Below are 13,197 nucleotides of genomic sequence, written 5' to 3' on the forward strand. Positions count from 1 at the left end.
GCAGGTGCTGTCAGGTGAGGGAGCGGGCGCGGTCACGCCCGGGAGCGGGCGGCCACCTCGTTGACGGTGTCGACGAAACGGTGCGCCTCCGCGGGAGTGGTCTCCTCCAACCGCATCGACGATCCGACATGCAGCTCCACGGTCACGGTCGCGCGTCCACGGAACTCCTCTGCTCGGACGCCGCCGACCTGCCGAGTAGCCGCCTCTGAAAGCTGGGCGACTAAGCCCTGAGCATCAGTGCGCACCCGCATGATCCGCAGGTTGGTGAGGATAAGCAGATCGGTGTCGAACGGCGGCAGGCTCCGCAGCCTCGCATACTCGAACTCTCCGCGGTGGAACAGGCCTGCCGCGTTGATGCTCCCTGATCGTGCCTGCTGGTCGAACGAGGTGGGCGCCCCTCGCCGTGCTGTTGGTCGGGACGCCGACTTGCGGGCCTTCGCCCACCGGCGGAGCGCACGGAACGGGGACCAGCCGTCTGTGAGGGAGGGGCCGTCGGGGATGGCGGGCCGAACCGACCCCGGTCGGTCGGCGTCGTCGGCTGGGGGAACCGGGTCGGAGGGGAGGGAATGGGAGGTCATGAATGTGATTCTGGCAGGGCCGCCTCGGCGATGGGGTGGGTCGGTCGTAATCGTTTGGGAACATCTGTGCCCGATCACTCACTTCGGGTGAAGTGCCGGGCGGGCCGATGCGTCCATGGGATACTGGGGGCATGCGTGCAGGTGAAGTCTCCGAGGTCAGTCAGGACTACCTCAAGGCCATCTGGTCGGCCCAGGAATGGGGCGGGGATCCAATGACGGCCACCGAGCTCGCGAAGCGGTTCGGAACGACGAAGGCCAATGTCACCGAGGTGCTCAAACGACTCGACGAACTCGGTCTCATCACACGCGTGCCCTACCGTCCGCCCGTGCTCACCGAGCAGGGCAAGGCAATCGCCCTGTCGATGGTGCGCAGGCACAGGCTCATCGAAACGTTCCTTGTGAAGTCGCTCGGGTACGGCTGGGACGAGGTCCACGATGAGGCCGAGATCCTCGAGCACGCCGCCTCGGATCGGCTCATCGACCGCATCGACGCCTTCCTCGGCCACCCGGCGTCCGACCCGCACGGCGATCCCATCCCGGGTGCCGATGGTGCCGTCGATTCCCATACTCCGACCCTCCTCGCCGAGGCGGCCGCCGGGTCCTATGCGGTGCTGAGGGTCTCCGACGCCGATCCTGTTGTTCTGGGCGAGCTCGCCGAGGCGGGTGTGCTTCCCGATGTCGCGCTCGTTGTCGTCGATCGCACCGATGACGCGGTGACCGTGGACATCGGCGGGAGGCGGGAGACGATCGCTGCCGCGCTCGCCGCGGCCGTATATCTGGATGCGGCCGCGGCGAGGTGACGGGCGGGACCGGAGTCTCGCGTTCGCCGCGCTGGGTCAGGCAGTCTCGCCTTCGCCGCGTGTGCGCGGGCGGGGGAACTTCGGTTCGGCACGCAGCAGGGTCAGCGCTGTGGCCGCGTGGGCGTCGAAGCCTTCGGCGAGGAAGAGCTTCGGCCAGTCGCCCCAGAGTTCGGATTCATACGGGGTGCCGGGCAGGTAGGTTCCGTGCCTGTTCTGTCGATGCCACGGGTGGGACCGGAACGCCGTCTTCGGAATGGTTCGCAGCGTTTCGAACAGGGTCTGATAGAGCACCGGTGTGAAGCCATCGCTGCGCGCGGCATCGGCCGTGCTCACCCAGCCGGGTCCGGCAATCGGGATGCCCCGTTTGATCGCCGAGCTCATCTGGGCTTTGATGCCGGCACGCTGCGGGTCGGGGGAGTGGTGGAGGAGCACCTTCGACCAGTGCAGGGCCTCCTCGGGGTCGAAACCCGGCCACTGTTCAGCGGCCCTGCGGCGGTTCTCGGCGTCGTTGTGGGAGCCGGCGGAGTCGTTGTCGAAGTCTGCGGACATGGCACACCGTCCTTCTCGGGCGCGCTTCGGCAGCGCTGACCCGGATCGAAGCTTGCCCGAACGGTTGACACGGGCCCGTTCTTCCCCTGGGGCACCCGGTCGATGACGGGTTGCCGTGTGGCCGGCCAGGTACCGATGGCCACAACTCGCGAACGTGATTTCAGTGTAGACGGAGGGTCTGACATGACCTGTGTGGTGGCGATTTCTGCGGGTGCGCCGCGGAGGAATCTAGACGAGTCCTTCCTCGTCGGCGTCGGCCGCCGATGACCAGAATCGGGGGTCGTGGTCCTCGACTGTTTCTCCGCAGTCGACACAGGTGCGGAACTCGATTGTCCCGTCGGCGCTGAGTCGACCCGGTGTCAGGCTGCTGCTCTCTTCGCAGCCGGGACACCATCCATTGATGAAGCGTCTGATGTGAGTGCCGTGGTTCTTGTCCATTCCGGCTCACCTCTCGACCGAATGCGCTCTCGCTGCTTTCAGTCTACGAGCGCCGGCAGTCGGCGAAGATGAACTTCCGGAGAAGATGACCGCGTCCCGGTCCGACGGGGAGACGTCGGACCGGCGCACTGGACTCTCACCTGCGCGGCAGATTCCACCTCGGCTGGGGCTGCTGCGGCTTCTGATGTTGGTTCATGAAACCGCGTTCGGCCTGCAGATGGCCCTTGTCATGGCTCTTCGCCTTGGAATCGGCGCCCGGGATGGATGCCTGGAGCTTCTCGTTCGCCTTCTGCGCACCGACGATGGGCATCTCCCCGGTGATCAACGGTGTCTGAGGGGCCGCCTCGGTGATGGGGTTCTGTTTGGGTGCCTTGCTGTTTCGCATGGTCTTTCCCTTCTTCGCATTCTTCGGTTGTTTCGCGGTCTTCGCGTTCGTCCGGTCGCCGAAGTTCTTCTGGTCGGATTCGGCGGCCAGTTCGGTGAACAGTCCGGTCCACTGGTCGGGGGTGAGGTCTTTGGGCAAGGTGTCTCCTCGGATGCCATTGCGGTCCATGGTCGATTGCAGAGTGCGGTGATCGGTGATGCTCATCTTCGAGAGGATTCCTTTCATTCCTCGCCCGCGACCGGTGAAGACCGAACGGACGAACTGTTGATAATCGGATCGAGCCTTGGCCGAGATCGATCCAGTGGGACAGCGATCGATGGTGAGGATGCCGCCATCGACGCTGGGCTTCGGGGTGAACGCATCGGCGGGGACGCGTGTGACGAGGCGGAAGTCGAACCACGGGGCCCATTGCGCGGTCATCATGGTCGAACCGCCGATTCCTGCGCGTTTGCGGGCCACCTCCCATTGGGTGAGCAGGATCGCCCGCTGCCAGCGTCCGGAACGCAGCAGCCTGCGGAGGATGGGAGTGGTGAGATGGAACGGCAGATTGCCGACGATGACCGGCCGGTCGAGCCGGGTGGTCAGGATGTCGGCGTGCCGGACCTCGGCCCGCGGGTATGTGTCTTCAAGGTGATCCAACCTCGTTTCGTCGATCTCGACGAGTGTGAGCTCTCGTCCGAGCCGGTAGAGCTCGGCGGTCACTGCCCCGTCGCCGGGACCGATCTCCATGATCGGTCCGGAGGTGGAACGAGTCAGGCTCGCAATCGTTGAAATGGTGGTGGGTGAGCGCAGAAAATTCTGGCCGAGTTCGTGCCGCCCGCCGTGCGTCGACCGTGAGGTCGAACGCTGATGAGTCGAACGGCTTCGTGAGTTCTGGGGTCGCAATGGGATGTGCTCCAAAAAGACGATGGAGGCACCCGAGGCAGCGCAATGATGGTGAGTCAGATCGATTCGCGATGACCCGCTCGATCGTGGTGATCGACGTGGTCAGATAATCGGAAAGGGATCAGCCGATTGCCGCATCGCCCGGATGCCGAGGGCTCTCCGGGAGGACAACGCGCTTGCAGAGCAGATCAGGGTGACCGTCGTCGGTCAGCCGATCGCAGAAGAATTCGTCAGGCGCGCTGTCAGGCGCTGCGGTGACGAATGTAGAAGCAAGGCGCAGTCACTGCGCTGCTGTTCAATGTACCCATGTCGAACAAGATAGCACAGGGGGCTTTGCCGAGACCAGGGCTCGGATGGAAAACGCCCCGCCGACTTCGCGTGGAAGTCGGCGGGGCGGAAGGTCGGATCCGTTCGGAATGATGTCTCGAACGTGGTCCGGTGAACACCTGTGGGCGTTCGTGTCAGCGGGTCAGCCCATCAGGGTGCGCAGAGCGATGACGCCGACCGAACCGATGACAGCGGCGGCCGGAAGGGTGATGATCCACGCCAGCGCGATCGGCTTCATGAGCTTCCAGTTCGCCGAGCGGTTGACCAGTCCGACACCGATGATCGCACCGATGAGGATGTGCGTCGACGACACCGGCAGGCCACTCACCGAGGCGGCCATGACGATTCCCGCAGCCGCGAGCTCGGCGGCGAAGCCGGAAGCCGGGTGGATCTCGGTGAGGTTCGTGCCGACGGTTGCGATGACCTTGCGGCCGATGAACCAGAGACCGACGATGAGGGCGATGCCGCAGGTGAGCATGGCCGCGAACGGCACGGTCGCCTCGCCGCTGATGCTGCCGGTGCGGAGCACATCGAGGACGGCGGCGAAGGGGCCGACGGCGTTGGCGATGTCGTTCGAGCCGTGGCTGAAGGCAAACGCGGAGGCCGTGAACACCTGCATCCAGGAGAACAGGATGTAGGTTGCGCGGGGAACCGTCTGCTTGCGCAGGGTCTTGGCGAAGACGAACACAGCCAGCCACACGGCCGCGCCGATCATCGCCATGATGAGCAGACCGCCGACAGTGGTCACGCTCATGTCGAGGTTCTTCAGACCCTTGAACAGCAGCATCGCGGTGATGATGACCGCGCCGGCGGAGGCGATGAGGGGAACCCAGCGCTGCAGGGCCGAATGCGTACCGATCGAACCTTCGCCGGTGGGGGCATCCTCGGTGGCGGCGTCGATCTGTGCATCGACGGATCCCTCAGCAGCGGAGACCGGGGCGAGCATGTGCGGCTTCAGCGTGTGCGACAGTGCCTTGCCGAGTACGTACTTCTTGATCACGCCGTAGATGACGAAAGCGGCGAGTCCACCGAGGGCGGGGGACAGCACCCAGGAGATCGCGATCTGACCGACCTCGGACCACTGCACCATGGCGAGTCCGCCGCTGCCGGTGACGAAGCCGATCGTCAGAGACGCGCCGATGATGCCGCCGATGATCGAGTGCGTCGTCGACACCGGCCAACCCATCCGAGTCGCCACGAGCAGCCACACGGCCGCGCCGAGGAGGGCCGCCATCATGATGAACGCGAAGTCCATCGGGTTGATCGCCACCCCGCTGAGGTCGACGATTCCGCTCTTGACCGTATCGGTGACGTCACCGCCGGCGAGCAGCGCGCCGCTGACCTCGAAGACTGCGGCGATGAGCAGTGCCTGCTTCATCGTCAGGGTGCCGGCGCCGACGGAGGTTCCGAAGGCGTTGGCGACGTCGTTGCCGCCGATGTTGAAGGCCATGAAGGCACCGAAGATGACCGTGGTGATGAGCACCATGCGGGGTGCGTCCCGGCCCACGAAGTCGAAGGACCACAGGGTGAAGGCGATGAGGGTGATCGCCAGCAGTCCGCCGAAGGCCAGATGCCAGAGGCAGTCGTTGCTGCGGCCGACGGCAGGCGGCGGAGTGTGGCGCTCCGGGGCCAGAACCTGGGTCATTCGTTCTCCTAGCGGGATTCAGTCGATGAGGCGGTGTCTGTCTGCCTCCATGATTCGCAGGTCGAATGACCGCCAGGTTACGGCGAAAGTGAATAGACGGTTAACTCCGATTCCGAGGCCCACGAAATGCTCATGCACAATCGGTAGGTTTTGCCGTGTGTTCACGCGATGTTCCAGGTCAGGTGCTATATCAGCGGGCTTTTGCGCAGCGGGCGCTTGGGTGTGCCGGAGATCGAAAGTCATGTTGTGACAATGACCACTTCGGTCCGACTTCGGTGCGCGAATCGGTGAGCAGCGGGTATGTGAGAGAGCCCGGATCCGCAATTATGCGGATCCGGGCTCTGTCGAAAAGGGGGAAAGGTCGCCGAGGCGGCCGGAGTCAGTCGATGATCTCCCCGCGGATGACATCGCCGCCGTCGTCGTCGGGACGGTTGCGGTGAGGGTCGGATTTCATCTGCCTGTCGACCTTGCGCAGTCGACGGCCGAGAGCGATGAGGGCGATGCCGACGAGGATGATGAACCCGGCGAGGGTGAAGATCAGCGCGGTCACTCCGGCGCCCGGTGCGAAGAGGAAGAAGCCGCCGAGGATGATGCCGAGGACGCCGATGACGGTGAGCGCCCACCAGGTCCTGACGCCCATCCGACGGATGAAGAAGGACATGGTGAGCGCGAGGAAGCTGAAGAAGATGATTGCGAATCCAGTCAGCACCGTGACCATGGAGGCGAACAGCATCGGGGTGAAGAAGATGAGCGCACCGAGGAGGATGAGCAGGACCGCGCGTGTGACCATGCTGCCGGTGCGGCCTCCCTGCGGTGCGAAGACGAGGGAGGAGCTGGCGATGACGGCGAGCCAGCAGGCGAAGATCCGCACCACCACCTCGGCGGAGGTGCCTGGCCAGACCATCATCAGCGCACCCATCACGAGGGCGATGACGCCGTTGACGATGACTGTTCTTCCAGTGCGCTTGAGGTCCATGCGCACAGCCTAGTCCTCGGCCTTGGACAGACGCTGAAGACGGCGGGCGAGGTCGGCGGGCAGGAGATGGGTGAGGCGGGCAGGTTCAGGCGTGCCCGAAGTGCTCCTCATGGTCGGCAGTGTCGGACCGTGCGGCCGAATCCGAGGTGGTCCGCTCCTGCTCCGGCATGTCCGAGGTGACGCGCTCCTGCTCGGGCATCAGCCCGCTGAGCTTGAACGATTCGGACATGGCATGGACGATGGCGTCGAGGTCGGCCGGGGGACTCGACGTCGTGCCCGATTCAGTCCGGTCAGCCGCCTCGGCGGGGGTGTCCGTGGTGGGTGTGACTCCTGCTTCCGTGGTCGACTTCGCTCCCGCCTCAGTGGTGGGAGGAGCCGCCGGGGTGTTGTTCTCGAGGAAGCGGAGCAACTCGACGGGGAAGGGCAGGACCAGGGTCGAGTTCCGTTCCGCGGCCACCTCGACGATGGTCTGGAGGAGGCGCAGCTGCAGGGCGGACGGGGTGTGGGCCATGGCCTCGGACGCCTTGGCGAGTTTGTTCGAGGCCTGCAGCTCACCGTCGGCGATGATGACGCGGGATCGGCGTTCGCGTTCGGCTTCGGCCTGGCGCGACATCGAGCGTTTCATTGTCTCCGGCAGGGCCACGTCCTTGATCTCGACGCGATCGATGTGGACGCCCCAGTCGACGGCGGGGCTGTCGATCATGATCGCCAGACCCTGGTTGAGGCGTTCGCGGTTGGTGAGCAGATCGTCGAGTTCGCTCTGTCCGATGATCGAACGCAGCGACGTCTGGGCGACCTGGCCGACGGCGAGCTGATAGTCCTCGACGTCGACGACGGCCTTGCGTGGGTCGACGACCTTGAAATAGATGACGGCGTCGACGCGGACGGTGACATTGTCGCGGGTGATGCCCTCCTGCGCGGGGATCGGCATTGTCACGATCTGGAGGTTGACCTTCTCGAGCTTGTCGACGAAGGGGACGATCGCAGTCATTCCGGGCGGACGGGGCTCGGCGTTGACTCTGCCGAGGCGGTAGACCACCCCGCGCTCATACTGCTTGACGATCTTCAGGCTGTTTCCCAGCGTGATTGCTCCGAGTGCGACAAGTGCGGCGAGGATACTGAGCGCCAACATGTCGAATCGCCTCCTTTGACGATTGACTGTCTGCTCCATGTTACGCCTGCGCGGCGCGGAAAGACCCGGCTCTGAGGGAATGTGGACGGTGCGTACTCAGGCTTCTCTAGCGAGCAGTCGTTTGCCGGCGGGGTAGGCATCCAGGGCTTGAGGGAGGTTGACGCGTCGGCCGGACGCGAAGGTTGCGAGCACGCGTCCGGTGCCCGGCTGATCCTCGCCGACTCCGGCGGGTTCGAGGCCGATGCGGCGCAGCGTCTGTTTGGCCACCGGCATGGGGGAGTCGAAGACGGTGAGGGCTCCGGCTCGGGCGGCCATGATCCGGTCGGCGACGAGTCCGTAGTGGGTGCAGCCGAGCACCACGGTCTCCATGCCGGGGCCCATCTGAGTGAAGGCATCCTCGATGGCGGTGTCGATCTTATTGAGATCGGCGGCGTTGATGGCCTCGGCCAGTCCGGGACAGGCGATCTTGGCCACGTGCAGGTCCGCGGCGAAGGAGTCGATGAGGTTCTGCTGATACTCACTGCCCGTGGTCGCCGGTGTCGCCCAGATAGCGAAGTCCTGGCCGGTGCCGGCGGCCATCTTCACCGCAGGCACGGTGCCGATGACGGGGATGGTCGGTTCGTAGCGGGCGCGGACGGCTTCGAGGGCCTGCACCGAGGCGGTGTTGCAGGCGATGACGATGGCATCGGGTTCCCATTCGGCGAGCACCCCAGCCGAATGCAGGGCCCGCTGTTCGAGAGTGTCGGTGCTCAGGCTGCCGTACGGGGTGAAATCCGGGTCCATCGCGAGGACGAGATCTGCGTCGGGAGCGAGGTTGAACAGTGCGTCGGCGGTGCCGAGGAGTCCGAGTCCGGAATCGAGCAGGCCGATGCGCGTCATGAAGTTCCCTTCGGGTCGGATGTCGTCGAGTGGTTGGTTTTCGACTTGGTGGTCGTCGGGTCGCCTGCGTTCGGGCCGCCGGGCTTGGTGTCGCCGGTCTTCGGAACGCCAGTCCACGGGTAGGCGAACTCCCGGATCTCCTTGAGATGGGCTTTCGTCAGGCCGTGGGCGAAGTCCGGGGCGATGAGTTTGAGGCGGTTAGGCGAGTAGTGCTTGAGGAAGTACTCGCGGGTGGCCGGCCAGGCCAGGTCGTCGTCGATCCAGATCGCACGCCCGTGTTCGTGGGTGGCCAGCCAGTCCTCCATGGCACGAGCTTTCCACCACTGCTGCGGATCGTGAGCGAAGCGATTGTGGGTCTCATCGGGCATTTCGATCACGTCGAAGGAATTGCGCAGACCGAACTTCGGTTCGAGTTCGGACTTGCATCGCTGCGACCAGGTCGAGAGCCACACGACGTCGACTTCATGGGTTTCGACGATGCGGTCGAAGAATTCGACGACGGACGGCCGGTAGTGGAGTTCGTAGTGCCACGCGTGCAGCTTCTTCCGGCCCTCGGCCATGCCGCGCAGCTTGGGAACCGGGTAGGAGTTGAGGACGCCGTCGACATCGAGGAAGACAGTGACATGGCGAGCCTGCCTGCGCGCCGACACAGGCGCTGAGGATGCTGCAGCCATCATTCCTTCCCGTGAGCTCGGGCGTGTGGCCCTCTGTTGGGGCCATTCGCGCGCTATTCTGGGGGCAGATCGCGCCGCCCGCACCAGATGATCACAGACGAGTTTACCGCCGCGAGCGTCAGGAGGCCGAGTCCGTGTACCGCGAAACCCGGATCCCACGCCAGCGGGCGAGCCTGTGGGTCTCCGTTCCCGACAAGGCAGATTCCCTCGCCGAGGCGACCGATCCCGTCTGTGGGAACCCTGCCTTCGGGTCGGACGCCGCGCCTGCTCCAGCTCCCTCGCTCATCGCGCCCGACGGGTGCATGGATCTCATCGTCATCGATTCGCAGATGCTCATCGCCGGTGCCGATTCCACGGCACGGAGGTTCCACGGTTCGGCCGCACCGACGGTGGGTCTGCGCTTCGACTCGGGCGTGCTTCCGCAACTGTTGACCACCTCGGCGGGGGAGCTGGCCGACCGGGTGACGCCCCTCGACGCTGTCATCGGCGGCAGGCATACCAGGGGTGGGAAAGTCGGTGAGCGCGGGGCCGCCTCGGTGACGGGAGCTGCCCGGGTGCTGCTCGACACAGCCGGCGGCCTGATGGACCGGGCTCCGCTGGATCCGCGTCCGATGTCCCTGGCTCGGGCATTGGATGTGCGCTCAAGTTCGCCGGCCCAGACCGTCACCGAGGCGGCCGCACAGTTCGCGTATTCACCGCGGCAGCTGCGCCGGCTGAGCACGGAATGGTTCGGCTACGGACCCAAGCACCTGGCGAAGATCCTGCGCTGGCAGGCCGCACGAGACCTCATCGAATCGGGCCGCTCACGGACAGCAGCCGCGGCCGAGGCCGGGTATGCCGATGCCGCACACCTGCGGCGGGATGAGCGCTCGCTCATCGGATGAGGGCGCTCTTGGCGTTCGTTCCGTAAGTTCGTCCCCACTTAGAACTACCCGACGGCGGCCCAGCAACCTCGCGCCAGGTTGCTGGGCCGCCGTCGGGTAGCAATTAGGAGTTGAGGGCGGCGAAGAGGTCGACCGTGTTGCCGTCGGGGTCGGAGACCACGGCGTAGCGCTGTCCCCAGAACGCGTCCCAGGGTTCGTGGACGATTCCGGCCACGGGATCGCTTCCCCCGTCGCCGCGTCCGGTGAGCTTGGCGAATGTCGCATCGACCCCCTCGGCGGTGGAGCAGTCGAAGGCCAAGGACATCGTGTGTCCGCCGGTCGGGCGGGTCCACTCGGGGTCGATGCCGAGGACGACCGCTTCGGTGTCGAGGAGGATCCGCAGGGATCCGGAAGTGAACTCGGTGTGTGGGGCGTCCGGGCCGCCGTCGGCGAGCTCGAGGCCGAGCGCGGAGTAGAAGGTGATGGCGGCTGGCATGTCTGAGGTGATGATCGAGATCGCGTCGAGTTTCATGACTTCAGACTATGCGGACGTGCAGGGAGTCGGCTTGAACGAATCGGCCATGATCGCGCGTCCCCCGGGAGGTACTCGCCGCTGTCGGGCGGGCGATGCGCTCACACTGGGTGAGTAAATGGCCACGCCCGCCGCGGTTTCGCGTGACTGTCTCTCCCACCTAAGTCAGCGGTTCGGTCCTCAACCCTGCAGGTAGGGTTCGAAGACTGCGCGCAGCTCGGGCGTCAGCGGGGTGGGCTTCTGCGAGTCCCGGTCGATGTGGACGAGCACGCAGTCGTGGTCGAAGACCTGACGTCCGTCCTGGTCACCTCGGGTGTTCACCGTGAATGAGGAGTTGCCGAGCTTCTTCACCGTCACCGTCATCTTCAGCTCCGGGCCGTACATGACGGGCACGAGGTAGTCGATGGTCTGGCGGGCGACGAGCAGTCCGCCGCCGGTGATGTGTCCGGCCCGGATCTCGTGCATCCAGCGCACGCGGCATTCCTCGATGAGGGTGATCATCCGTGCGTTGTTGACGTGGCCGAGCAGGTCCTGATCCGACCAGCGCACTTCGGGTGAGAGTTCGAAAGTGGCCATGACTGCCTCCGGGAGCTGATTGGGAACGAGGTCTGAACGATCGTTCCATAGTTAACCAGGTGGCCAGCGCCAACGGAAATTCTCAGTGCATTGGTACTGTCCGAAGCGGCCTTGGCGGAGCCCGGGTTCAACTGCGCTCAGCCGCGACGGCGCACGATCTCCTCGTTGACAGCGGCGACCACCTCGTGGAGGTCGCCGATGATCGCGTAATCGGCACGCTGGACCATCGTGGCCTCCTCGTCGGTGTTGATGGCCACGAGCGTCTTCGCGCCCTCGATTCCGGCCATGTGCTGGATCGCTCCCGAGATCCCGCAGGCGATGTAGACATCGGGGGAGATGCGACTGCCGGTCTGGCCGACCTGCTCGGCGTGCGGGCGCCAGCCCAGCCCCGTGACCACACGTGAGACGCCCAAGGCCCCGCCGAGGTGGTCGACGAGTTCGAGGACTTCTGCGAATCCGTTCTCCGACCCGACTCCGCGACCGGCCCCGACCACGGCTCTGGCCGAGGTCAGTCCGGACGCATCATCGGCGGCTTCGACCTCGGTGCGCTGGACACGGGTGGCCAGGTCCGCCTCGGCGACGGTGAGGTCATAGCCAATGATTTCGGGGGTGATCGGGGTCGTCTCTTCGGGAGTGCACGCGTGGCCGGCGATCGTGAGCACCTGCAGATCCCCGTCGAGGCGGAGGCGTTCGAAGGCAGTGCCGCCGTGGACCTGACGCAGCAGCCCCTCCTCGTCGGCGGCGATGACGTTGGCAGCCATGCGGGCGCCGGTGCGAACAGCGGCATGGGCCATGAGCTCCATGCCGCGCGGGGTGCCCGAGGCCAGCAGCGTGCCGGATTCCGGAGTGACGTCGACGATCGCCTGCGCCCAGGCCGCCGCCGAATACTCCGCGAGATCCGGATGCTCGAGATGGTGGATGACACCGACCCCGAGTCGCCCCAGCGCGTCAACGGCGGAATCGCTGAGTTCCCCGATCACCACCGCTTCCGTGCTACCTGACGGCGGCCCAGATACCTCGCGCGAGGTTGCTGCGCCGCCGTCAGGTAGTAATTGGGTGCGGGCGAAGGTGAGGGCTTCGGCGGAGGTGAGCGTCACCTGGCCGGAGGTGTCGGTTTCGATGAAGACTAGGGTCATGGCCGGATCACTCCGATCTCTTCGAGCACATCGACCAGGGCGGGAGCCGCTTCGGGGCCCTCGCCGAGGATGGTCACCGAACTCGCCTTCACCTCAGGCAGTTCGAGCCGGATGCGGGGGCTGCCCGTCCCGGGTTCCGGGGCGTCATATTCGACGATCGGGGCCTTCTTCGCCTTCATCCGGCCGGTGATCGAGGGATAGCGCGGATCGACCCCGCCCTCGTGGACGGCGACGACGGTAGGCAGGTCGAGTGAGAAGATCTCCGTTCCCGCCGGCCCGATCCCGCGGGCTTCGATGCGGCCACCGCCGCGCTCGCCGCCTCCGCCGCTCCCGGCACCAGCCCCTTCTCCGCCGCCGGTTACACCAATCGTCTGGATGTTCGTGAGCACCGGGTATCCGAGGTCGTAGGCCAGGCGGATTCCGACCTGGAAATCGCCGGTGTCGGCGGCATCGTCACCGGTGAGGACGAGATCGAAGGTCTGCCCCGCCTCGGCGCGATCACGGATGACATCGCCGATGACCTGCGCAATGTCCTCGGGTGCGAACACGGACGGGTCGGCCGCCTCGACGAGGATGCCGTCGTTCGCACCCACAGCCACTGCCGCTCTCAGCTGCTCGACCGCCTCGGCGGGGCCGAGTGTGAGCACCGCGACCGTCCCGCCGGTCGCGGCCGCGGTCTGGATCGCGAGCTCGACAGCGCACTCCTCATGCGAGGACATGGTGTGGCCGAGCCCGGATTCGTCGATCTCGGTACCGGTGTCGTCAAGGGTGACGGAGCCCGCGATATCGGGGACGCGCTTGATGCACACGAGGATGTTCATC

14 protein-coding genes, 1 pseudogene and 1 riboswitch are annotated in these 13,197 nt (G+C 65.6%); of the genes and pseudogenes, 2 read left to right on the top strand and 13 right to left on the bottom strand.

Translation table 11 applies throughout. From position 1 onward, the window contains the following. Positions 1-32: 32 nt before the first annotated feature. A complete protein-coding gene (locus GUY30_RS01650) occupies positions 33-578 on the bottom strand; it encodes a hypothetical protein (protein WP_167193559.1) in 546 nt (181 codons plus the stop codon). A gap of 131 nt (positions 579-709) precedes the next feature. On the opposite strand from GUY30_RS01650, the gene GUY30_RS01655 reads away from it, so the two are divergent. Then, a complete protein-coding gene (locus GUY30_RS01655) occupies positions 710-1,378 on the top strand; it encodes a metal-dependent transcriptional regulator (RefSeq protein WP_167193561.1) in 669 nt (222 codons plus the stop codon). Between the two features lie 36 nt (positions 1,379-1,414). Here the strand turns inward: GUY30_RS01655 and GUY30_RS01660 are convergent, their stop codons facing one another. The 8 genes and pseudogenes from GUY30_RS01660 to GUY30_RS01695 all read right to left on the bottom strand — a co-directional run bounded on the left by GUY30_RS01660 (position 1,415) and on the right by GUY30_RS01695 (position 9,268). Further along, positions 1,415-1,927, bottom strand: a complete 513-nt coding sequence (locus GUY30_RS01660; protein ID WP_167193563.1) for a hypothetical protein — start codon at positions 1,925-1,927, stop codon at positions 1,415-1,417. Between the two features lie 43 nt (positions 1,928-1,970). Continuing rightward, positions 1,971-2,081: riboswitch (SAM riboswitch) on the bottom strand. A gap of 74 nt (positions 2,082-2,155) precedes the next feature. Then, on the bottom strand, positions 2,156-2,365 hold the full coding sequence (locus tag GUY30_RS01665) for a hypothetical protein (RefSeq protein ID WP_167193565.1): 210 nt from the start codon (positions 2,363-2,365) through the stop codon (positions 2,156-2,158). A 481-nt stretch (positions 2,366-2,846) separates the two neighbouring features. Then, positions 2,847-3,635 (bottom strand): annotated as a pseudogene (gene erm / locus GUY30_RS01670) (23S ribosomal RNA methyltransferase Erm); the annotation flags it as partial. A gap of 469 nt (positions 3,636-4,104) precedes the next feature. After that, positions 4,105-5,607, bottom strand: coding sequence for an inorganic phosphate transporter (locus GUY30_RS01675; protein WP_167193569.1), 1,503 nt, complete (start codon positions 5,605-5,607; stop codon positions 4,105-4,107). A gap of 379 nt (positions 5,608-5,986) precedes the next feature. After that, the gene (locus tag GUY30_RS01680; RefSeq protein WP_167193571.1) at positions 5,987-6,583 is read right to left on the bottom strand and encodes an HdeD family acid-resistance protein; all 597 of its coding nucleotides are present in this window, start codon (positions 6,581-6,583) and stop codon (positions 5,987-5,989) included. An 85-nt stretch (positions 6,584-6,668) separates the two neighbouring features. Next, the gene (locus GUY30_RS01685) at positions 6,669-7,715 is read right to left on the bottom strand and encodes a slipin family protein (protein WP_208091466.1); all 1,047 of its coding nucleotides are present in this window, start codon (positions 7,713-7,715) and stop codon (positions 6,669-6,671) included. A 96-nt stretch (positions 7,716-7,811) separates the two neighbouring features. Beyond that, positions 7,812-8,594, bottom strand: a complete 783-nt coding sequence (locus tag GUY30_RS01690; RefSeq protein WP_167193573.1) for a glutamate racemase — start codon at positions 8,592-8,594, stop codon at positions 7,812-7,814. Continuing rightward, the gene (locus GUY30_RS01695) at positions 8,591-9,268 is read right to left on the bottom strand and encodes an HAD domain-containing protein (RefSeq protein WP_167193575.1); all 678 of its coding nucleotides are present in this window, start codon (positions 9,266-9,268) and stop codon (positions 8,591-8,593) included. Before GUY30_RS01695 ends, GUY30_RS01690 begins: the two co-directional genes overlap by 4 nt. Before the next feature lie 134 nt (positions 9,269-9,402). On the opposite strand from GUY30_RS01695, the gene GUY30_RS01700 reads away from it, so the two are divergent. Further along, positions 9,403-10,152: a helix-turn-helix domain-containing protein gene (locus GUY30_RS01700; RefSeq protein ID WP_167193577.1), complete on the top strand. Its 750-nt coding sequence runs from the start codon at positions 9,403-9,405 to the stop codon at positions 10,150-10,152. A 103-nt stretch (positions 10,153-10,255) separates the two neighbouring features. Here GUY30_RS01700 and GUY30_RS01705 read toward each other — a convergent pair whose 3' ends face one another. The 4 genes from GUY30_RS01705 to GUY30_RS01720 form a co-directional block, all read right to left on the bottom strand. Beyond that, a complete protein-coding gene (locus GUY30_RS01705) occupies positions 10,256-10,663 on the bottom strand; it encodes a VOC family protein (RefSeq protein WP_167193579.1) in 408 nt (135 codons plus the stop codon). A 180-nt stretch (positions 10,664-10,843) separates the two neighbouring features. After that, positions 10,844-11,239, bottom strand: a complete 396-nt coding sequence (locus tag GUY30_RS01710) for an acyl-CoA thioesterase (RefSeq protein ID WP_167193581.1) — start codon at positions 11,237-11,239, stop codon at positions 10,844-10,846. Between the two features lie 137 nt (positions 11,240-11,376). Then, positions 11,377-12,375 (bottom strand): electron transfer flavoprotein subunit alpha/FixB family protein, encoded by a 999-nt coding sequence (locus GUY30_RS01715; RefSeq protein ID WP_167193583.1) that lies wholly within the window; start codon positions 12,373-12,375, stop codon positions 11,377-11,379. Beyond that, entirely contained in the window at positions 12,372-13,196 is an 825-nt protein-coding gene (locus tag GUY30_RS01720; protein ID WP_167193585.1) for an electron transfer flavoprotein subunit beta/FixA family protein, read from the bottom strand. Before GUY30_RS01720 ends, GUY30_RS01715 begins: the two co-directional genes overlap by 4 nt. Position 13,197 lies beyond the last annotated feature (1 nt).

The organism is Brevibacterium pigmentatum, assembly GCF_011617465.1.
Lineage (GTDB): Bacteria > Actinomycetota > Actinomycetes > Actinomycetales > Brevibacteriaceae > Brevibacterium > Brevibacterium pigmentatum.

Coding starts and splice junctions, on each gene's coding strand:
- GUY30_RS01690 (WP_167193573.1), bottom strand. CDS start 8,594: ATGACGCGCATCGGCCTGCTCGATTCCGGACTCGGACTCCTCGGCACC.
- GUY30_RS01655 (WP_167193561.1), top strand. CDS start 710: ATGCGTGCAGGTGAAGTCTCCGAGGTCAGTCAGGACTACCTCAAGGCC.
- GUY30_RS01695 (WP_167193575.1), bottom strand. CDS start 9,268: ATGGCTGCAGCATCCTCAGCGCCTGTGTCGGCGCGCAGGCAGGCTCGC.
- GUY30_RS01660 (WP_167193563.1), bottom strand. CDS start 1,927: ATGTCCGCAGACTTCGACAACGACTCCGCCGGCTCCCACAACGACGCC.
- GUY30_RS01675 (WP_167193569.1), bottom strand. CDS start 5,607: ATGACCCAGGTTCTGGCCCCGGAGCGCCACACTCCGCCGCCTGCCGTC.
- GUY30_RS01680 (WP_167193571.1), bottom strand. CDS start 6,583: ATGGACCTCAAGCGCACTGGAAGAACAGTCATCGTCAACGGCGTCATC.
- GUY30_RS01650 (WP_167193559.1), bottom strand. CDS start 578: ATGACCTCCCATTCCCTCCCCTCCGACCCGGTTCCCCCAGCCGACGAC.
- GUY30_RS01685 (WP_208091466.1), bottom strand. CDS start 7,715: ATGTTGGCGCTCAGTATCCTCGCCGCACTTGTCGCACTCGGAGCAATC.
- GUY30_RS01710 (WP_167193581.1), bottom strand. CDS start 11,239: ATGGCCACTTTCGAACTCTCACCCGAAGTGCGCTGGTCGGATCAGGAC.
- GUY30_RS01705 (WP_167193579.1), bottom strand. CDS start 10,663: ATGAAACTCGACGCGATCTCGATCATCACCTCAGACATGCCAGCCGCC.
- GUY30_RS01665 (WP_167193565.1), bottom strand. CDS start 2,365: ATGGACAAGAACCACGGCACTCACATCAGACGCTTCATCAATGGATGG.
- GUY30_RS01720 (WP_167193585.1), bottom strand. CDS start 13,196: ATGAACATCCTCGTGTGCATCAAGCGCGTCCCCGATATCGCGGGCTCC.
- GUY30_RS01715 (WP_167193583.1), bottom strand. CDS start 12,375: ATGACCCTAGTCTTCATCGAAACCGACACCTCCGGCCAGGTGACGCTC.